This is a genomic window from Gluconobacter sp. P5H9_a (assembly GCF_018812085.1).
Classification (GTDB): domain Bacteria; phylum Pseudomonadota; class Alphaproteobacteria; order Acetobacterales; family Acetobacteraceae; genus Gluconobacter.
In genome coordinates, this window is record NZ_JACRVW010000004.1 from 145,343 (window position 1) to 165,670 (window position 20,328).

19 protein-coding genes are annotated in these 20,328 nt (G+C 57.0%); 10 read left to right on the forward strand and 9 right to left on the reverse strand.

Annotated features, from left to right (window positions below):
• The first annotated feature begins 111 nt into the window (after window positions 1-111).
• A complete protein-coding gene (locus tag KP708_RS06110) occupies window positions 112-1,038 on the forward strand; it encodes a lysophospholipid acyltransferase family protein (protein WP_215749255.1) in 927 nt (308 codons plus the stop codon).
• Between the two features lie 40 nt (window positions 1,039-1,078).
• Here KP708_RS06110 and KP708_RS06115 read toward each other — a convergent pair whose 3' ends face one another.
• Both KP708_RS06115 and KP708_RS06120 read right to left on the reverse strand, forming a co-directional pair.
• Entirely contained in the window at window positions 1,079-2,257 is a 1,179-nt protein-coding gene (locus tag KP708_RS06115; RefSeq protein ID WP_215749253.1) for a nucleoside hydrolase, read from the reverse strand.
• A 99-nt stretch (window positions 2,258-2,356) separates the two neighbouring features.
• Window positions 2,357-2,833, reverse strand: a complete 477-nt coding sequence (locus KP708_RS06120; protein WP_046900119.1) for an Lrp/AsnC family transcriptional regulator — start codon at window positions 2,831-2,833, stop codon at window positions 2,357-2,359.
• A gap of 141 nt (window positions 2,834-2,974) precedes the next feature.
• Between KP708_RS06120 and KP708_RS06125 the strand changes: the two genes are divergently transcribed.
• Window positions 2,975-3,991: a 1-aminocyclopropane-1-carboxylate deaminase gene (locus KP708_RS06125; RefSeq protein WP_215749252.1), complete on the forward strand. Its 1,017-nt coding sequence runs from the start codon at window positions 2,975-2,977 to the stop codon at window positions 3,989-3,991.
• Window positions 3,992-4,062: 71 nt separating this feature from the next.
• Here KP708_RS06125 and KP708_RS06130 read toward each other — a convergent pair whose 3' ends face one another.
• Genes KP708_RS06130 through KP708_RS06140 form a run of 3 tightly spaced genes read right to left on the reverse strand, consistent with a single transcriptional unit; the run spans window position 4,063 to window position 8,205 of the window.
• A complete protein-coding gene (locus tag KP708_RS06130) occupies window positions 4,063-6,375 on the reverse strand; it encodes a molybdopterin cofactor-binding domain-containing protein (protein WP_215749240.1) in 2,313 nt (770 codons plus the stop codon).
• On the reverse strand, window positions 6,368-6,844 hold the full coding sequence (locus tag KP708_RS06135) for a (2Fe-2S)-binding protein (protein WP_215749238.1): 477 nt from the start codon (window positions 6,842-6,844) through the stop codon (window positions 6,368-6,370). Before KP708_RS06135 ends, KP708_RS06130 begins: the two co-directional genes overlap by 8 nt.
• 26 nt (window positions 6,845-6,870) lie before the next feature.
• Complete coding sequence (locus KP708_RS06140) at window positions 6,871-8,205, reverse strand: c-type cytochrome (protein ID WP_215749236.1); 1,335 nt, start codon at window positions 8,203-8,205, stop codon at window positions 6,871-6,873.
• A gap of 431 nt (window positions 8,206-8,636) precedes the next feature.
• On the opposite strand from KP708_RS06140, the gene KP708_RS06145 reads away from it, so the two are divergent.
• From KP708_RS06145 to KP708_RS06175, 7 genes are all read left to right on the forward strand, one after another.
• Window positions 8,637-9,659, forward strand: a complete 1,023-nt coding sequence (locus KP708_RS06145) for an iron ABC transporter permease (RefSeq protein ID WP_215749466.1) — start codon at window positions 8,637-8,639, stop codon at window positions 9,657-9,659.
• Entirely contained in the window at window positions 9,656-10,438 is a 783-nt protein-coding gene (locus KP708_RS06150) for an ABC transporter ATP-binding protein (RefSeq protein WP_215749235.1), read from the forward strand. The genes KP708_RS06145 and KP708_RS06150 overlap by 4 nt, the downstream gene beginning before the upstream one ends.
• The gene (locus KP708_RS06155) at window positions 10,435-11,391 is read left to right on the forward strand and encodes an ABC transporter substrate-binding protein (protein ID WP_215749233.1); all 957 of its coding nucleotides are present in this window, start codon (window positions 10,435-10,437) and stop codon (window positions 11,389-11,391) included. The genes KP708_RS06150 and KP708_RS06155 overlap by 4 nt, the downstream gene beginning before the upstream one ends.
• A gap of 69 nt (window positions 11,392-11,460) precedes the next feature.
• Window positions 11,461-13,611 carry a beta-N-acetylhexosaminidase gene (locus KP708_RS06160; protein WP_215749231.1) on the forward strand — a complete coding sequence of 717 codons (2,151 nt, stop codon included), beginning with the start codon at window positions 11,461-11,463 and terminating at the stop codon, window positions 13,609-13,611.
• Window positions 13,612-14,085: 474 nt separating this feature from the next.
• Window positions 14,086-15,012, forward strand: coding sequence for a metalloregulator ArsR/SmtB family transcription factor (locus KP708_RS06165; RefSeq protein ID WP_215749229.1), 927 nt, complete (start codon window positions 14,086-14,088; stop codon window positions 15,010-15,012).
• Between the two features lie 29 nt (window positions 15,013-15,041).
• Entirely contained in the window at window positions 15,042-15,908 is an 867-nt protein-coding gene (gene metF, locus KP708_RS06170; RefSeq protein ID WP_215749227.1) for a methylenetetrahydrofolate reductase [NAD(P)H], read from the forward strand.
• Between the two features lie 46 nt (window positions 15,909-15,954).
• Window positions 15,955-16,617, forward strand: a complete 663-nt coding sequence (locus KP708_RS06175; RefSeq protein ID WP_215749225.1) for an HAD family hydrolase — start codon at window positions 15,955-15,957, stop codon at window positions 16,615-16,617.
• 11 nt (window positions 16,618-16,628) lie between these two features.
• Here KP708_RS06175 and KP708_RS06180 read toward each other — a convergent pair whose 3' ends face one another.
• The 4 genes from KP708_RS06180 to KP708_RS06195 form a co-directional block, all read right to left on the reverse strand.
• Window positions 16,629-17,717, reverse strand: coding sequence for a LacI family DNA-binding transcriptional regulator (locus tag KP708_RS06180; protein ID WP_202206286.1), 1,089 nt, complete (start codon window positions 17,715-17,717; stop codon window positions 16,629-16,631).
• Between the two features lie 141 nt (window positions 17,718-17,858).
• Complete coding sequence (locus tag KP708_RS06185; protein WP_215749223.1) at window positions 17,859-18,116, reverse strand: hypothetical protein; 258 nt, start codon at window positions 18,114-18,116, stop codon at window positions 17,859-17,861.
• A gap of 97 nt (window positions 18,117-18,213) precedes the next feature.
• Window positions 18,214-18,615 (reverse strand): helix-turn-helix transcriptional regulator, encoded by a 402-nt coding sequence (locus KP708_RS06190; protein WP_202206288.1) that lies wholly within the window; start codon window positions 18,613-18,615, stop codon window positions 18,214-18,216.
• Window positions 18,612-19,256: a peroxiredoxin gene (locus tag KP708_RS06195; protein ID WP_215749222.1), complete on the reverse strand. Its 645-nt coding sequence runs from the start codon at window positions 19,254-19,256 to the stop codon at window positions 18,612-18,614. Before KP708_RS06195 ends, KP708_RS06190 begins: the two co-directional genes overlap by 4 nt.
• Before the next feature lie 104 nt (window positions 19,257-19,360).
• Between KP708_RS06195 and KP708_RS06200 the strand changes: the two genes are divergently transcribed.
• On the forward strand, window positions 19,361-20,287 hold the full coding sequence (locus KP708_RS06200; protein ID WP_215749220.1) for an MBL fold metallo-hydrolase: 927 nt from the start codon (window positions 19,361-19,363) through the stop codon (window positions 20,285-20,287).
• Window positions 20,288-20,328 lie beyond the last annotated feature (41 nt).

Consider the following 20,328-nt stretch of genomic DNA (forward strand, 5'->3'; position numbering starts at 1 on the left):
TATCTGAATATTTCAGAAAAATTACAAATAAAGTATAAAATAAGAAACTAGTGTATTAATTGGATACAAAACAAGAATTGATTATCTTGTTTTTAACGCGACTATCGTCGCATGGCTCCAATCGCTCCTGTTCTGTCCCGTCTGTCTCATCATGTGCAATCAGCCGCGCTCGGGCGTGTCATTAACCTCCTGCGCAGTGTCGGTCCGCAATATGCCTCGACAGCTGGCGGCTGGCTAATGCGCAATGTGGGGATGAAGCTTCGTGCAACCCGCATTGCGGACCAGAATCTCCAGCTGGCTTTCCCTGACCTGTCGGCGACGGAACGGCAGCAGATTATTCGGGATGTGTGGACCAATCTGGGACGGAACGTGACAGAGTTGCCCCACCTTGCATCGTTTACCCGCACGGATAGCGGGCCGGGCTGGGAGGTTGAGGGCGAAGAGCATATCGATGCCCTGAAAGCGAACGGATCACAGGCTCTGTTCTTCTCAGGGCATCTGGGGAACTGGGAGCTCATTCTGCCCATCGCGACCAAGCTGGGTATGCCTGTTGCGGGCTTTTATCGCGCATCGTCCAATCCGGTCATTGATCTCCTGACGCAGAGAATGCGGCAGAAAGCTCTTGGTCCGACAGGAACCATGTTTCCCAAAGGCCCCAAGGGTGCCCGACAGGCCTTAACGCATCTGCAGAGCGGTGGCTCACTGGGTTTTCTGGTGGATCAGAAAATGAATGACGGGTTGGCCATTCCGTTTCTGGGACGGGATGCCATGACGGCGCCAGCGGTGGCGCAATTGGCCTTGCGCTTTAATTTGCCCATCATACCCGTCCATATCGTGCGACTGGGGAACGGGCGGTTCCGCATGGTGTGTGAAGCCCCGCTTCAGGCTGAACGAACGGGCGATCGTCATGCGGATATCCGGTCAATCTGCGTCGCCATGAACGAGACGCTGGAACGGTGGATCCGCGAAAGGCCGGGAGCATGGCTTTGGCTTCATCGCCGCTGGCCCAAAGAGCAGGTCGCTCTTCCCGCCATCTGAAAAAAGCCCCGCTGCCGGATGGCAGCGGGGCTTTTGTGTTTCAGGGGAGAGGATGTCCGCTGACAGGAGCCTGTGGGCTGCCAACCAGATCAAGGATCTGCTTTTCAAGTTTCGGAACATTGATGCGCAGGACAACTTCGTTCTTGCGTTCGCCCAGACCTGGCTCATAGCCCGGCGTCCAGGACACAACGTCACCGTAGCCGGGGCCAAACTGGCTGTTCACATCCACAAACAGATCCTGCTTCTCCGTGATGATGCTCGGGTCCAGCCAGACGGATGCTGCAATTTCATCCCAGAGTGGGAAGCCGCTCAGATGCCACTTCATGACATGCCCGACGGGCGTGCCTGTGGCTTCCAGCTTCTTCAGGAATTCTGGCGTCAGTTCGGTATCCGTTGAGGGATCGGCTGGAACCATCACGATATGCTTCCATGGTGCGCGAAGGGCCGCACTTGCGCTTTCCGGGTCCAGACGGAAGTTGAATTCACGACGGGGGCTGTTGAGGAATTCCCGCGCGAACTGGTGTGCCACAACGCCGGGCCGTGTCTGGCGCGGGTTCAGGCCACCGCCCATGTAAACAAGTTCTTTTGCAAGGCCCGCAAATTCCGGATCAAGCGTCTGGGCCAGTGCGATGTTGGTCATCGGACCCGTTGCAATGATGCTGACCTGTCCAGGATATTGGTGAACCATCCGAATGAGGAAGTCAGCTGCGCGCTCGGTTTCGGGCTTCTTGACCGGGTTGCCATATGGCAGGTCCGGAACAACATCCGGGCCATGATAGTAGGGAAGGGGCTGCTCGGTCTTTTCGACCCATTTTTTCATCCACACCCCTTTCCAGATCAGCTTTCCGTAAAGGGCTTCCCAGCGGTCCGTCAGCTTTTCCGAGTTCAGGAACGGGTAGGTGGCGCCCGGAACAACGGGAATGTCTGCCCGGCCTGCCACTTCCACGCCACGGAGTGCGTCATTCGTCGCTTCTTTCTGCCAGACGTCACCCGTGACAGTCGTGATGCCAAGCACGCGGACATTGGGGGCCTTGATGATCATCCACTGGGCAATGCTGAAGCCATCATCGTCAAAAATGACAAGGCGTGGGTCAGCTTTCGCCTGCGCGGAGGCTGCCAGCAGGCCGCCAGCGACCAGTCCAAGCGCCAGCGTGCGGCGCAGGGCCTTCCGCGTTTTTCTAAAACGTTCCGGCTTCGGGACGGTGGGGTGAAGGGGCATGGGCAGAGGGTTCCATAGCTGGTGGCAAGCAAGGACGTGACAATACCGCAAAGGAAGTCATTGCACAGAGGCAACAGGACGTTCCATGCGGACGCAATTCTAGAACGCGAGTGGCCCGTTGTCCTTGACTTCCTTGATGACAAAAAACGTCCGTGCCTGTCGCACCCCCGGAAAGGCAATGAGCTTTTCTGCGTGAAGCCGATTGAAATCCGCCATGTCTTCCACACGGATCTTCAACAGATAATCGAAATCGCCTGCGACCAGATGACAGTCCAGCACCATGGGCATGGTTTTCACAGCCTCTTCCAGTTCTGCGAAGCTCTCGGGAGTGGACCGGTCCAGCACGACGCCGACCAGAGCGATTGTTCCCAGTCCGACTTTGACGGGATCAATCTCGGCGCGAACGCCGCGGATATAACCGTCCTGAAACAGTCTCTGGGTGCGCCGATGACATGTCGCGGCGCTCACGTTTACACGCTCGGCCAGCTCGGCATTGGACATGCGCCCGTTGCCCTGCAGAAGGCGAAGAATGTTCCGGTCGATTGCGTCCAGATCCGGTGTGATGGAATCTTTCATTATTTCCTCAAGTTATAAAAGAAACATCCATTAAAATTCTATTTTAAGACTAAAATACAGAAATTATTGCCTGAATTAGAAAGCACCTTCGAAGAATATTTCACTACTGCTTTCGGGTGTGAACACCTTGGGAGGCTGTCTGTGAACCTTGAGAAATTTGAGCGCTATCCGCTGACTTTTGGAAAAACGGCTATTGAGCATCTTCCACGTCTGAGCGAAGCCCTGGGTGGCAAAGTGCAGATCTATGCCAAGCGTGAAGATTGCAATTCGGGCATGGCGATGGGGGGCAACAAGCTCCGCAAGCTGGAATATATTGTTCCGGATATTTTGGCCTCTGGCGCAGATACGCTGGTCTCTATCGGCGGTGTGCAGTCCAATCATACCCGCATGGTCGCAGCGACAGCGGCTAAGCTAGGTATGAAATGCGTTGTCGTGCAGGAGAAATGGGTGCCGCATTATGACGCTGTTTATGATCGTGTGGGCAATATCCTCATGACACGCCTCATGGGAGCTGAGTCCCGCATTGTGGAAGATGGCTTTGATATCGGTATCCGCCAGAGCTGGGAAGATGCCATCCAGTCCGTGAAGGATGCAGGCGGAAAGCCCTATGCCATTCCGGCTGGTGCATCCGTTCATCAATATGGTGGTGTCGGTTATGCTGCATTTGCGGAAGAAGTCGCGGAGCAGGAAAAGGAACTCGGCTTCACGTTCGATTACATCATCGTCTGTGTCGTGACGGGCTCGACGCAGGCGGGAATGATCGTCGGATTTGCGGCGCAGGATCGTGCAGATCAGGTCATCGGTATTGATGCTTCCGGAACGCCCGAACAGACGCGCGAGCAGGTGCGGGAGATCGTGGACCGCACAGCCGAGCTAGTAGAGCTTGGTCGGACAGTGCGGGACGATGAGATCGTGATCCTCGAAGATTATGCTTATCCCGCTTATGGGGTCCCGTCCGAAGAAACGAACGAAGCCATCCGTCTGGCTGCGCGCACGGAAGCCATGATGACGGACCCTGTCTATGAAGGGAAATCCATGCAGGGCCTGATTGATCTGACGAAGAAGGGATATTTCCCAGATGGATCAAAGGTTCTGTACGTTCATCTGGGCGGCGCACCAGCCCTGAACGGTTACAGCTACTATTACCGCAACGGCTGATGCAGCCATAAAAAACGCCGCGTCCCAGTCCGGGGCGCGGCGTTTCTGTTTTCCAACGATAAAGCCGGATTTTAGCTGTTGTGACCGTTCAGTTCACGCAGCACATCTGCCGGACGCATTGGCAGATGCCGCAGACGCACACCAATGGCGTTGAACACGGCATTGCCGATGGCAGGAGCCACAACCGTCACACCCGGTTCACCAAGGCCCGTAGGCTTTTCGGTGTTCTGGACGAACTCAATGTCCATGTCCGGCACGTCCGGAAGACGGACTGGCGTGTAAGTGTTGAGGTTGCTGTCCTTGATCGTACCATTGACGATCTCGGTGCCTTCAAACAGCGCCATGCTCAGGCCCCATAGAGCTGCACCCTCGGTCTGTGCCAGTGCGCCACCCGGATCAACGATCGTGCCAGCATCCAGAACCAGCCAGAGCTTCTGACAGGTGATAACGCCGGTCTTGCGATCAACGTGGACCTGCGCCGCTCCGGCCGTCCAGGTCGGCATCCCGCGTTCCTGTCCGAAGCTGGTCGCGATGCCAATGCCGGTATCCGCCGGAAGCTGCGTCTTGCCGTAGTTAATCTTGTCGGCAAGGCGCTGAAGGGCTGCGGCCTGACGCTTGGCGCCGCCTACAGCATTGGGAGCGGAGCCTTCGTTCCGTCCTGTCGCTGTGAACATGGACAGGCGGAATGCCAGCGGGTCCTGCTTCGTCTGGTGCGCCAGTTCGTCGAGGAAGGATTCAAGCGCCCAGGGCGTCCAGCCTGCAGACACGGAACGCAGCCAGCCCGGACGGAAAGTCTTGTTGGCCAGATCGTTCGTGATGGCACGGACGCGGGTTGGCCCGGTTTCGTACCAGTGATCAGCGCCCGCAATGGCAAACGGATCGTAGGACTTGCCGTCTTCACCCTTGGCCAGAAACGCCGGTGCCATGACAAGTGTGGGCCAGCCTGCTGTTGCAGCGTAATCCATCGCTACAATCTTTTTCTGGTCTGCATCGAGGGCGACGCGAACCGTCTGAAGAGAGGGGGAACGAATGGAGTCAAACGCCATATCGTCCGAACGTGTCAGGATCAGCTTGACCGGTGCACCACCGATGGCCTTGGACGCCAGAGCTGCCGGGATGGAATAATCACCATTCAGGCGGCGACCAAACCCGCCGCCCAGCAGGTAAGTGCGCATGACAACCTGCTCTTCGGGCACCTGAAGCGCCTTGGAGAGCTGCGGTAGAACGAGGGACTGCCACTGGTTGCCGGTGTGGATTTCCCACATGCCATCAATATGACGGGCCACCGCATTGACCGGCTCAAGCTGGTAATGCGCGACAGAGGCACAGGTGTAGCTGCGTTCGAAGGAGTGTGCCGGATGGGCAAATGCCTCGTCCACACCCTTATCGTTGAAGACGCGAGCGCCAGTGCTCTGATCTGCAATCAGCTTGCGGCCATGCTCGATGATGTCTGCTTCCGAGACATTGATCGTCGGACCGGGATTCCACTGAACCTTTAGAACGTCCGCAGCCTTGATGGCGGCTGGATAGGTCTTGGCCAGAGCCACGACCCAGCCCGGAACGATGCCCGAAGGGTCATCCAGAATAACGTAGCGGACGTAGCCCGGGATCTTCTTGGCTTCGCTGTCATCGACGGACTGCACCTTTGCGGCATAACGCGTCGGCGGCATCTTCGGGCGGCCATAGACCATCCCTTCGAGTTTCACATCGATGCCGTAAATGGCCTTGCCGGTCGTCTTGTCCGGAATATCCAGAGCAGGAACCGGCTTGCTGATCAGGCGACGCTCACTGGCAGGCTTAAGTGGCAGCTTGGCCATTTCGTCAGCCGTGAAGCTGCGCGTCGGCTTGGCTTTGGAAACGATCTCACCGTAGGAGACGCTCTTGCTGCCAGTCGTGACCGTGCTGTTGCGGGCAACGCATTTGTCCGGCGTTGTGCCGAGCAGCTTTGCGCCTTCTTCCAGCATGATCGTGCGGGCTGCGGCACCCGCCTGACGGAACGTGTCCCACGTATCCCAGACAGACCAGGAACCGCCGGTTACGAACTTGCCGGCCCATTTCGGAGCGGTGTCCACTTCCGTGATCTTGATGTGATCCCAGTCAGCTTCCATTTCGTCCGCAATAATGCGGGCGAGGGCGGTGCCGACGTGCTGACCCATCTCGGCACGGACAACGTTCACGTTGATGGAGCCGTCCGGCGCGATGGCGCACCACATGTTCGGCTCGAACGCGGCTTCCGGCGGCATGGCGGACGGGTATGTCTGCGCAGCTTCGGCCTTGCGGGCGAAACCGAACATCAGACCTGCGCCTGCTGCCGTCATCAGAAAACTGCGGCGAGACAGGCGGCCTGCGTCGGATCTCTTGGCGATCTGTTCGATCTTAGCCATTGGTGGCGCCTCCCTGCTGCGCGGCAGCTGCTTCCTGGATGGCCTTGCGGATGCGGACATACGTCATGCAACGGCAGAGACTGCCGCCCATGACGCCGTCAATCTCTTCATCCGTCGGCTTCGGATAATCTTTCAGAAGGCTTGCGGCCTGCATGATCTGGCCGGACTGGCAGTAGCCGCACTGCGGCACCTGCTGGTCACGCCAAGCGACCTGCACGACGTGATTGCCTTCCGGATCGAGACCTTCGATCGTGGTGATCGAAGCGCCTTCGATGGAAGAGAGCGGCGTGATGCAGGACCGTGTGGCGCGCCCACCGACATGAACGGTGCAGGCACCACATTCGCCGATGCCGCAGCCAAACTTGGTGCCGGTCAGGTTCAGTTCATCCCGCAAGACCCACAGCAGAGGGGTATCATCCGGTGCATCGACCGAAACAGGCTGTCCGTTGAGTTCAAATTTCGTGGTCATATTTCGTTTTCCCTGTCCTGCCCGGATCAGTGCGAGGCGTTAACGGGCGGTGCGGACAGCGTGGCGCGGGCAGCCGCGGCCTTCTTTTCCAGATCCGTCCAGGGGGGCAGAGTGGTGCGGGTGCGGCGGAGATACGCGGCGATGCGGGCCATGTCATGGTCCGAAAGGGCCGTGTAGAAGCTTGGCATGGCGATGTTGTCCTGACCTTCGGCAGCGCCGATGCCATGCAGCATCACCTGGAAGAGATTGTTCGGCTCATCCAGCCAAAGTGCGTTGTTCAGAGCCAGTTCCGGGCGGCCGGAGACCGGCATCGGGCCGGAATTGTAATGGCAGGCGCCACAGGCCCCCTGATACAGGCGCGCATCCGCATCCAGTGTCTGCGGGCCAGTCAGATCCTTGCCGGACATCTGCATGGCCCGGGCAATGGCAGCCTGATCGCCCTGGGAGCGCTGTGCAGCCTTCGCGACGTCTGCATAATAATGAGCAATGGCATGCACATCGTCTTCCGGAATCTTGGACAGGAAGCGATGCGGCACCGGAGACATCGGGCCAGCAGCGGAGCCATGCAGCGGAGCGACGCCAAAGCGCAGGTACTGGAAGAACTCGTCTTCCGTCCAGACAACCGGCGTTGGGTTGTTTTCGTTCAGCGGCGGCGCAATCCAGCCATCAATGACAGCACCGTCATAAGCATGGCTCAGCTTCTCGGCACCCAGAAGGTTACGTGGCGTGTGGCAGGCACCGCAATGGGCGTTACCTTCGGCCAGATAGGCCCCGCGGTTCCATTGTGCGTCATGCTTCGGGTCGTTCTGGTAGCGGCCCGGTGTGAAGAACAGGAGCTTCCAGAAACCCTGACCGATCAGGCGGATGTTGATCGGGAAGGGGACCGTGTTGTCACGCGGCTTCAGGTGTACGGCTGGACGCGTCATCAGATATGCATACAGGTCCGAAACGTCCTGATCGTTGACCTTTGTGAAATGGTCGAACGGGAACGCCGGGTAAAGCTGTGAGCCATCACGGGCAATGCCCTTGTTCATGGCACGCTTGAAGGCTTCCAGAGACCAGTTGCCGATACCCCATTCCGGGTCAGGCGTGATGTTGGAAGAAAAGATGTCGCCGAATGGGGTGGCCATCTTGAAGTCACCGGCCAATTCGGGGCCGGGGGTGCCATCCACGCGGGTGTGACATTCGGCACAGTATCCACCGGCGGCAACGATTTCGCCACGCTTGATGGCGTCTGCGGAAAAAGAGGCCGCAGCGGGAGGGGAGATGGGGGCGATTGCGGGGTACCACGCATAGGCGAGGAAACCGAGGCCGCCCACTGCACCGAGGCCCACAATACTGGCGGCTATCCGTTTGAGCATTCTTGTACTGTCCCGGCACTGTTTGAAAAACTGCCGTCCACAACGTGACGGATGATTGTTCCCCTCAATATGGCACGGGCGCCAGAAAGGGAAGATTGAGATAACTCAAAATTCGGCCTGCGCGTGGTCAAAGTGCAGTTTTCATCGGGAGTGGGTTTCAATGTCACACAAATGGGGAGGGTGTTCACTCAAATTTACGAGATGATGCGCCAATATTCATATTTCAAAATAGGGATTTTATTGGTCCTATATCGGTGTGTCATTGTCTGTTCACTCTTGAAAAAACGATTCGGCCTGATTGAATATTTTGTCACCCAGTGCCAAAATGAATGGGTTCTTCCGGGACTGTTCGCAATCCTGTCGCATGGAAAGAAAACGTGCCCTGTTTCCGAGGGCGTCTGTGCCGGAGTAGAGTAGGGCAGATCCTGTGTGTGAAAGGGCGGCTCATTTTCAATCGTCCGGCGTATGTCCGGAGCCTCGCGGGCGGGGCTCTTTTGCTGTCCATTGTGTTGGCCCTGTGCTGCGGCCGTTACCCGCTGTCTCCGCATCGTGTGGTGATGGTGCTTGGGCGGTTGCTTCACCTCTGGGGTGGGCATGATCCTGTTGCCGATGCTGTGATTCAGCAGGTTCGGTTGCCGCGGGTTGTGGCCGGAATTCTGGTGGGAAGTGCGCTATCCTGCGGTGGCGCAACCTATCAGGCTGTCCTTCGAAATCCCCTTGTTTCGCCTGACCTTCTGGGTGTTCTGAGTGGCTCCGCGTTTGGAGCAGCACTCATGATTGTTCTGGGGGCGTCACCTGCATGGGTTCAGATCGGTGCGTTTGCTGGTGGTGTCGTGGCCGTGGGGTCTGGAATTTCCATTTCCCGTCTGTTGCCACAGGGGGGCCTCCTGACATTGCTGATGGGTGGCCTTGTGGCCAATGCCGTTTTCACAGCGCTTCTGTCTCTTGTGAAATATACCGCTGATCCGATGGATCAGTTGCCTGCTGTTGTGAGCTGGCTACTGGGGACACTGTCCCAGACGGGATGGAAAGAGCTTTCCTGGTTGACTGTTCCAGTGCTTGTTCTGGTTTCCGTATTGGTTTTACTTGCCCCGTTACTGGATGTACTTTCTCTCGGGGACGATGAAGCGCGGAGCTTGGGTGTTCCTGTTCAGATTATGCGGCCTTTCGTCATTTTACTGGCGACATTGGCCTGTGCCATGACGATTTCCATGGCGGGTATTATTGGCTGGGTCGGACTTCTGGTGCCTCATATTTCCAGAATGCTGGCGGGTGCGGAGCATCGGCGGATGATGCCGGTTTGTGCCTTGCTGGGAGCCGCCGGCGTTCTGCTGGCGGATACCGTGTCGCGCAGCCTGACCTCCGGAGAAGTGCCACTCGGGATCATGACGGAGCTTTTCGGTGCACTTGCCTTCATTCTCGTGCTCCGTCGTCTCCGCGGAGACGCGACATGAGTGGCGATTTTCTGTCCTGCAAGGGTATTACGCTGAAACGATCGTCTCGATCCGTGGTGCTGAATGATGTCAGCCTGACGTTCCAGCGTGGTGAACTGATTGGGCTTCTTGGCCTCAATGGCGCGGGTAAGAGCACCCTTTTGCGCATTCTGATGGGGGTGCTTAAACCGACGTCCGGTGCGGTTTATCTGGAAGGTACGCTGTTATCATCTTTGCGGCCTTTAGACGTGGCGCGGCGTCTGGCGTATGTGCCTCAGGCACACGCGATGACGTTTCCTTACACGGTCCGGCGGATGGTTGAACTGGGGCGTATTCCCCATCATGGCGTGGCAGGGCGCCTCGGAGCGGAAGACCGGCTCCGCGTTGATCAGGCCATGGATCGTCTGGGACTTCTGGCCTTGGCAGAGCGTCCGGTGACTGAACTATCCGGCGGCGAAAAGCAGCGTGTCGTACTGGCGCGGGCCCTTGCACAGGAAGCTGTCGGGCTTCTTCTTGATGAGCCAATGAGCGGTCTGGACTATGGTCATCAGCTTCGTTTGATGAGTCTGCTTGCAGAACTGGCCGCTGAAGGACATCTCATTCTTCTGACGTCCCACCGGCCGGAAGAATTCTTTTCCGCCGGCCATCGCGCCCTTATTTTAGAGGAAGCGCAAGTTGTGGCGGACGGCCCACCCGAGCTTATTGTGACGGCTGAACGGATGTCCCGTCTTTATGGCGTTCCTCTGGCGCAGATTGATCATGCCGGGAAACGTTTTTTCCATCGTGAGGAGAGTGAATGATGAGACTGTCTCGACTGGTGGGAGGGCTCCTGGGTCTTTCGCTCATGGCCACCACAGCATTCGCTGCTCCTCCCACACGCCTGGTGGAGGGATGGTATGCCCATAACGCCACGCTCATTATGCTCGGCGCGCAGGACAAGATCATTGCGACGGTCGCCAAGCCATCAATCATGCCGTGGATGTTCCGTCTGGTACCGTCTCTTTCCAAAGCACAGCCGCTGGATCCGGGGAATCTGAACGGAGAAGAGCTTTTACGTCTCGCGCCGGATCTGGTGTTTGTCACCGCATCGAGCCATTCCGTCGCGGCGCTCTCCAAGGTTGGTCTGCATGTTGTCCCTGAGGGCTTTGACCGTTTCATCGGGCTTCTGGAATGTGTGGATAGCACGGCTACCCTTCTTCAGACGCCCCTGGCGACGCAGCGCGCGCAGGCTTATCGTGTGGCTTTCCTTAAAGAAATTTCGCAGGCCGCAACCAATCCGCAAGGGCCCAAAGTCCTTCACGTTGAATCCCTGAAACCTCTGCGCGTGGATGGAGATCAGAGCATTATCGACCAGTGGATCCGTTCTGCTGGTGGACGCAATGCGGCTGTGGGCGTGCATGGAAACAAGCAGCCTGTCTCTGTTGAGCAGGTTCTCTCCTGGAACCCGGACATCATTATTGTGGGCGCCAATGCAGGGGATCCTGCCCAGCTTGCCAACGATGGCGTCTGGTCTCAGCTCGCCGCTGTTAAAGCTGGCCGTGTTTACCGCAATCCGGCGGGAATTTTCCCGTGGGATCGGTACAGCCCTGAATTGCTTTTGCAGGTCAACTGGGCACGCCAGATTGTTCAGACGGGCCATGTGGATGAGGCCCGAATGATTGCAAAGATGCAGCAGTTCTATCGTCAGTTTTACGGCATTACGCTTCGAACTGAGGATGCGCGTCGCATGCTTGCAGCTCTGCCGCCGGAGTGACACGATAAGGCAGAGTGATACGGTGAAAATCGTTTCAGATACTGATCCGTAACTGCAAGGAAGCCTTGAATGACCCGGACCACGCCTTTCCCTTATGGTTCTTTCTGGAAGAAAGTGTGTCTGGGGAGTGCTTTGCTGGCTGGCACGGTTTTTGGAGGCATGGCCCAGGCAGCACCTGCTCTGATGCCTGTGCCGCAATCCGTCTCGGCGTCCAATGGTGTCGCATCCCTTGCGGGAGGTGTCCGGATTGTCTGGGCCACCCCGCCGTCCCCCCTTTTGCAAAGAGCTGCAGCCCGTTTTGCTCAACGGCTTGGTGCTCTGACAGGCGCATCTTCTGCGCATGGTGGCCCGTACGTTCTGCATATTAGTGCATCTTATGATCCGGTCTATCTCACGGTTGGGGCCAAAGAGCATTATGCTCTCACGACATCAGCGGATGGCGCCCATCTGGAAGCTGATGGGCCGGCAGGCGTTGTGCACGGGCTGGCCACATTTCTGCAGCTAGTTCAGAAAACATCAGATGGGGTGGTGGTAGAACGGCTGCATATTGATGATGCTCCACGCTTTGCATGGCGTGGCCTTCTGCTGGATGTGTCCCGGCATTTCGCTTCTGTAGAGGCCGTCAAACGTCAGCTTGATGCCATGGAGCTTTTGAAGCTTAACGTGCTGCACTGGCATCTGAATGACGGGACCGGCTTCCGTGTGGAGAGCCGTGTTTTCCCGAAGCTGACGAGCGTTGGATCGCACGGGCAGTATTATACGCAGGCTGAGGTTCGAGACATTGTGGCGTATGCTGCGGATCGCGGTATCCGCGTTGTGCCTGAATTTGACGTGCCGGGTCATGCGCTTGCGGTGTTGCAGGCCTATCCGGAACTGGCGGCCCAGCCACTGCCCGAGGTCAACGCCGTGGGTGAAAACCTGAACAACCCGGCGATGGACCCAACCAATCCCAAGACGCTGACATTCATTCGTGCGCTTTATGCGGAAATGGAAACACTCTTCCCGGATCATTATTTCCATTCGGGTGGTGACGAGGTTCTGGGCACTCAGTGGACCAGCAATCCAAAAATTGCGGCCTATATGAAGGTGCACGGATACAAGGATGCACCAGCCCTTCAGGCAGCCTTCACGGCGCAGGTGGAAAAGATCCTGTCCAGCCAGGGCCGCGTCATGATGGGGTGGGACGAAGTCAGCGAAGCGCCAATTCCCAAAAACGTTGTTGTGGAAGGGTGGCGCGGTTCAAAGTGGACGGGTTCTGCCACACAGGCCGGGCATCCGGTTGTCGTGTCTTCGGGCTATTATCTGGATATGTTGACTCCGTCCCGGACGCATTACGCCATTGATCCGTATGACACGAAGGCGAATGGCATCACGCCAGAAGAACTGGCGGAGACACATCCGAAGATCACCCCGCTGCTTCAGGCTTTCATTCAGGACCCGAATGCAGCGCCTTTGACCGATGACCAGAAGAAAATGGTTCTGGGTGCAGAAGCCGCGCTCTGGACGGAAGTTGTCTCCGAAAACATGTTGGATGCCCGTCTGTGGCCCCGTACCGCAGCTCTGGCCGAGCGGTTCTGGTCTTCTGAAAACGTGCGGGATGTGGATGATCTGGAGCGCCGGCTGCCTGTGATCATGGCAGAACTCCAATCAACGGGTTTGCAAGCCGCGCAGCATGAAAATGCGTTGAAGGAGGCTCTGGCACCTGCGCATACCGGCCCTCTCTCCACGCTTCTGAGTGTTACGGTTCCGGTGCGCAATTACGCCTTGAATCGTCTGGCGTCCAAAAGTGGCGATGCCATGCTGTCGGCGCCGGTCGCTATTGCCGATCCGGATGCTTTTGAGGCTATCCGCTTCAACGACATGGCTAAACGGTATGTCGCGGGTGAAAAGAGCTTAAAGGCTCCCTTGAAGGCCATGCTGGCAAGCTGGGCTGCCAATGATGAAGCTTTCGTCGCGATTGCCGCAGATGTGCCTGCTCTGGAGGAGGTTACGCCCGTATCTCATACGGTTGCGGCTCTCTCCAATGCGGGATTGAATGTTCTGAATGGAGCCTCAGGAACAGCCTGGCGGCTGGATGCGCAGCACCTGATCGCTGCACAGGAAGAACTGTTCCACAATTCATCCAATCATCTGTTGTCCCTGAGGCGCGAGCAGCCTCCAGGGGGACTGCTGATTGCTATTCTTCCAGGGATCAAAGCGCTGGTTGCAAGCCAGAACTAATGTCCCATGGCGTGCCTTGCCTTCCTGTTTTGAGGGTGGGTCTGGCATAGAATATGCGCCTGAGGTGCAAGCGGTATCTGGCCTCAGATCAGTGTGTGTGTGATGGGGTGGATGAAACCCCATCTGTTGGCTCTTTTGTGGGCGCATGAAAGTAGGCTGTGGCAGCCCATGCTGTCCTGCGTTCCTGAAAGCCGCAGCAGCATGTTCTGGTAAATCCAGAACATGACAGGGTTCGTCAGTCTGGGCCTTTTTGTCTCAGACCCTTCCGAATCTGCTCGTAAACGGAAAGAAGAGCCGGTCCAGGCGATCAAATGCAGTCGTGGCGCATCTCAATACCAACTGCCTTGGTTTCCGTCTTGGTCATGTCACGTGTGGGACTAACCATAAAGCCTATGACAAGTCTCATGAATGGTGGGTTTTCAGAAAGAGATTAATGATCTTGCTCATATAAAGAACTCCTTATATGTAATCCCCATGGAGCAAGCGCTTACCATCTTTCAGGCCCTCGCAGATAAGACCCGTTTGCGGATTCTGGCTCTTCTGCATGAAATGGAACTGTCCATCGGTGAGGTGGCGCAGGTTCTGGGGCAAAGCCAGCCTCGCGTCTCACGGCACGTAAAAATTCTGGCTGATGCTGCTCTGATTGAACGTCGCAAGGAAGGAAGCTGGGTTTTTCTGACGTTGGGTGCCACGGACGTTCTGGAGCCTGTCTTCATGGCGCTTGATCGGTGGACAGTGCGTGAGCCTGCGGAAATCCACGCAGATCGTATTCGTTTACAGGCGATCCGAAACGTTCGTGCTACTGCTGCAGAAGACTGGTTTGAGACCCATGCGGCGGAGTGGGATGCACTGCGCTCGTTGCATGTTTCTGAACGGGAAGTCGAAGCGGCCATCGTGAAGAGGCTGTCCGTGTCTCCGGTTGGCAGGCTTGTGGATATCGGCACTGGAACCGGGCGCATGATGGAGTTGCTTGGAGCCGGAGCAAGCACAGTCATCGGGTTTGATCGCAGTCCGGCGATGCTGCGTCTTGCCCGCACGAAACTTGCGGCAGCGGGGCTGGAGCAGGCTGATCTGCGACAGGCAGATTTTCAGGTACTGCCTTTACCGGATCGCTCGGCCGATGTTGCGGTTATGCATCAGGTTCTGCACTACGCGCAGCATCCTGCGGCTGTGATTGCAGAAGCTGCACGCATTCTGGACGCCAAAGGTCGGTTGTTGGTTGTCGATTTTGCCTCCCATAACCGGGAGGAGCTTCGCACGCGGGACGCGCATGTCCGGCTTGGATTTACAGATGCGCAGATTGCCGCGTGGTTTCAGGCTGCCGGCTTAATCTCCGCAGAACCTGTCGCTCTTGCAGGCGCACTGACCGTCAAGCTCTGGCTTGGCCAACGCCCCGACTGATTTGAATTATTGAACAAGGAGCTGGCGTGATGCCTGCACAGACAGGGCCTCTGCCCGCAATTTCGTTCGAGTTTTTTCCAGCCAAGACAGAGAAATCTGCTGCCACTCTGCTTGACAATGCAAAGACACTCGCAGGATTCGGGCCGCAGTTTATGTCCGTCACGTATGGGGCAGGCGGTTCAACACGAGACCGCACCTTGGCCACCCTGAAGGAGATGGTTCGGGAAACCGGCGCGCCAATGGCAGGGCATCTGACCTGTGTAGGCGCATCCAAAGAAGACGTGAACGCAGTGGCGCACGCATATTGGGATGCGGGCGTGAAGCATATTGTGGCTCTGCGCGGCGATCCGCCACCCTCAGCGGGTGGGGTATATGAGCCTCACCCGGAAGGATATGCGGGTGCCGTGGATCTGGTTCGGGGTCTCAAGGATATTGCGCCTTTTGAAATCTCCGTTGCAGCCTATCCGGAGACGCATCCGGCAGCTCTGAGTCCTCAGGCAGACTTGGAGCATCTGCGCGCAAAGATTGATGCGGGTGCAGATCGGGCACTGACGCAGTTCTTCTTTGACGCGGAAACGTTTCTCAGGTTCCGGGACCGCGCTGCCGCGATTGGAATAGACCGGCCGGTCGTTCCTGGTATTCTGCCAGTGGGAAGTGCTGCGCAGGCTTGGAAATTTGCAGAGATGTGCGGCGCGAATGTTCCGCAGTGGATGCGCGATCTGTTCGATGGTCTGGATGAGACGCCGCAGACGCGTGCTCTTGTGGCAGCCACTGTTGCTGACCGCCTCTGCCAGACTCTCAAGGCTGAAGGGGTGGAGCAGTTCCATTTCTATACGTTGAATCATGCGGATACAGCGTCAGCCCTTTGCCGCCTTCTCGGGCGCCGTCCCGAGTAAGGAGGGGAGGGCTGGATTTCCTTTGCGAACAGGGTGACAAAAGGGGATGACAAGATTCCCGATCGTTCTTCTCGACTACGATGGTACGCTGGCGGAAACGCAGCCGGCCATTCTTCGCAGCCTGAAGGAAGCCTTCGAAGCCAGTGGCTACGAAGGTCCTTCATCAGACGTTCTGAAGCATCAGCTTTCAAAGGGTGGGACGCTTCAAACGCTGTTTCAGGCGATCGTTCCTGACAGTGAGGCAGATGATGCGCAGGCTTTTGTCCGTCATTATCGGACATATTATCCCAAGGCTGATCAGGAAGAGACCGTTCTGTTTGATGGGGTCAAGTCAGTACTTGACGACCTGAAGGCTGCAGGGGCGACGCTTGTCATTCTGAGCAACAAGCATGCTCCTACTGTCCATGCCAGTATTGAGCGCTTTGGTCTTGGTGGCTGGATCAGTAATGTGATGGGTTCCGAACCAGACTATCCTCATAAGCCAGATCCCCGCGTCATGACGGACCGTGTGCGCCCGTTATTCCCCGAAGTCCCCGCATCAGATTTCCTGATGGTCGGCGATACGGCTGCCGATCTCGGGTTTGCCCGCAATAGTGGGATTGCGTCCTGTTGGGCAAGTTACGGGCACGGGTCTGCTACCCAGTGCATCGACCTCAAACCGGATTTCCGGATCGACAGTATTGCCGAACTGCTGAACGTCGCTCGCTGATACGGTGTAGTTCAGCCCTTCGGGGCTGGACCAATACTGCCGCGGGTGACGAGTTCTGTTTCCAGAATGACGTTCTTGTTCTGCCCGCCGTCCTGCTGGGTCAGGAGACGGACTGCCTCCATGCCTTTGCGTTCGTGAGGCTGGCGGATCGTGCTGAGGTCCGCCAGGGCAGCGGCGGGAATGTCATCAAATCCAAAAATCGACACGTCTTCAGGAATGCTGAGACCTGCGGCACGGATCGTCTGCATGGCGCCAATTGCGACGCGGTCACTCATTGCCAGAATGGCTGTTGGTGCATTCTGACGGTTCAGCAGGAAGCGCGCACCTTCCGCGCCGGACTCTTCAGAATTGATCGGAATTTCCCAGGCAGGCACATTTTCAGGCGCGATGCCCGCTTCCTGCAGAGCTGTCAGATACCCTTCCAGGCGCATGGCAATCGTGCTGTGAGCAATATTGGCGCGACGCTTGGCGGTTAGAATGCCGAAATAGTCGTCATGGGCTGTTTTGAGAGACAGGATACCAAAGCGACGGTGTCCCAGCTCAAGAAGCGTTTTTGCAGCATTGTAGGCTGCTCCGCGATCATCGATGCCAACATATGGCACGTTGTCCAGACGAGGCTGATCCACCACAACGAGTGGCACGTTTCGCTGTTGCGCCATCAGAACGCATCGACTGTCGGGGGCCACGGAATAGAGGATGTATCCGTCGACCGCAGCATTGCCGAGCGAAACAGGTGTGTTCATGTTGCGAAGGCTGCTGCCTGCTGAAATCAGGGCGAGATCGGTTTCCATCTCGTCACAGCTTTTCGCGACGCCATTCAGAACTGCCAGAACAGCCGGATCAGAAAACGCGTATGGAAGGTCTTCACTGAAAAGGAAGCCCAGAGCACCGGAATGCCCGGTTGCAAGCTGCTTCGCTGCTGGATCAGGGCCTGTATATCCCAGCTCCTGCGCAGCCGCGAAGATCTTTTCCCTCAGCGCAGCCGAGAGTTGACCCGGCCGGATATAAGCGTTCGAGACTGTCGTATGAGACACCCCGACCTGTGCCGCTACATCCTTGAGCGTAACCTTGCGACGACCGTACTGACGGGTTGTTTTCATATGTTATCCAATAATGAAAACGCTGCCTTCGTGCAATCCTGACTGAAGAACGCGAAGGCTCCTATGTGCAGGTGCTTTAGGCAAATACTGGCCCGCCCACTCTCCGCCTATCTTCACAATTACGACAAGAGGGTAAGCGTCTCAGTTTTTGGGTTTTGTCGTAGCGGTGTTTTTCTGGGGAGCAGGTTCAAACATCGCCCGGCATTTCGGGCTGAGCTGATCCATCTTTTTCCTCATGCAGGCCGTAATTTTGGCTTCGTTGGGGATGGCAAAAGTGCACAGGCGGATGGCATCGCCTTGGCACGCCTGTTTCTGCTCGTCGCGTGTCGCGGCTGACGCCGTGCCAGACAGGGCGGAAAAACCGGTGAGGCAGGCCAGAAGCATCAGGTAACGGGTCATGAACCTTCTCCTTATTCCGTATAAAAGCGTCTGATAAGCGGGACAGTTTCCGGCTGTTTTTATGTTGAAAAAGAACCCTATGCGGTCCGCATTCTGATCACCGGGGGAGGGGGCGGACGATGCGGGCAAATCTTGCTCCTTCAAGCGAAGAGCGCTGCGTATTGGATTTTCGTAGTGGAGTGGTTGCAGTTGGTGAGACTGCCAGTCCGTCAGGACGAAGCGTCATGATGAGCATTCTGGCGCGCGCAGCATCTGGCGTATCCGCCATGCAATAGCTGATCGCGCGGGACTCTCGCTGGGACTCAATCAATCCACTGCGGCGGAGTGTGCCAAGATGTTGGCTCAGGGTCGGTTGGCCTATGCCCGTCATGGTTTCGATCTCACTGACGGCATGGGAGCCATCTAGCAGGGCGGACAGAATCATGAGGCGCTGTGGCTGGGCGAGCAGGCGCAGCCATTCAGCGAGGTTTCGGCTTTCTTCAAGGGCAAGAAGAGTCATGGGCGCGGCTTTTTCGGCTGAAGGAACCAGTTCGGACCTGCTTTCTGAACTGCTTCCTGGGTCTGGAGAGGAGGCGCTATGGCAGCCTGGCCTGGCTGCCAGCCTTCAGGTGTCAGGACGTTGGAGCGATCAACTTCCTGCAGGGCGGAAAGCATACGCTGCAGTTCTGCCACTGACCGGCCAACGCTGGCCGGATAACTCAGAATGGCGCGAATGATGCCCGTTGGATCGATGAAGAAGACGGAACGCACCGTGGCGCTGTCCTGTGCTTCCAGATCCATCATGCCATAGGCGCGGGCGACTTCCATGGATGGGTCTTCCACAATCGGAAAGGGAATGCGGACATTGAAACGATCTTCAATGGCCGTAATCCACGCCAGATGAGCGGGAAGGCTGTCTGCGGATAGCCCGAGGAGAACGCAGTTTCGCTCTTGGAAAAAGGTTTCTACCTTAGCAAAAGCAATAAACTCACTGGTGCATACGGGGGTAAAATCCGCTGGGTGTGCAAACAGCATGACCCACCGGCCTCTGAGTGAACTGAGAACGAATTCACCGTGGGTCGTGCGGGCCGTAAAGTCTGGGGCTTCGTCGCCAATGCGAAGGGGAAAAAAGGCGGAGTCTTCAGTGAGGGGGCCTGTCATGATGCTGTATCCAGCCTGTCCGGGTCTTGACTGTTGATAGTTTATGACTTTATTAAACACATAATTGTTTTCTTGGAAACTGTAACTCCAAAGGTGAAAACGTCATGCCTGATGCTGCCATTGAAGCTGCAACTGCCCAGATCGGACGTGTGCAGAGTGGTGAGGTTCCATCTCCTGTAGTTTGCACGTTCTTCGATGAAGCGACAAATACCGCCAGTCACGTTGTTCACTGCCCGGTCACCAGGCGTGCTGCGATCCTGGATAGTGTACTGGACTACGATGCCGCTGCGGGTCGGACGTCTAATGGCTCTGCGCAGGCGATTGTGGATTATGTGCGTCGGGAAGGGCTGTCTGTTGACTGGCAGCTGGAGACCCATGCGCACGCCGATCATCTGTCTGCAGCCCCGTGGTTACAGGAACAGCTGGGCGGCAAGTTGGGAATTGGCGCGAACATCGTGCGTGTCCAGAATGTGTTTGGAAAGATCTTCAACGCAGGCACCCGGTTTGCACGCGATGGATCTCAGTTTGACCACCTTTTCCATGATGGCGAGACCTTTGCCATTGGTGACCTGCCGGTCACGGTGTTGCACGTACCAGGCCATACACCTGCGGACATGGCGTTCGTAATTGGAAACTGTGCCTTCGTGGGCGACACGATTTTCATGCCGGATTTCGGGACAGCCCGTGCGGATTTCCCCGGTGGGGACGCACGCCAGCTTTACCATTCCATCCGCCGTCTGCTGTCTCTTCCTCCGGAAACACGTCTATTCCTGTGCCATGACTATAAAGCGCCAGAGCGCGACGAGTACGCCTGGCTGACTACGGTGGCTCTGGAGCGTGAGCACAACATTCACGTTCATGATGGTGTGAGTGAGGAAGATTTCGTGGCGATGCGCACAACGCGGGACGCTACTCTTGCCATGCCGAAACTCCTGATGCCCTCAGTGCAGGTCAATATGCGCGGCGGTCACATGCCGGAGCCGGAAGCTGACGGCATCAGCTACATCAAGATACCCGTTAATCGCCTCTGAGCAGGTTGATCTACCAAGATATTTTTGTCGGAGAGCACGTC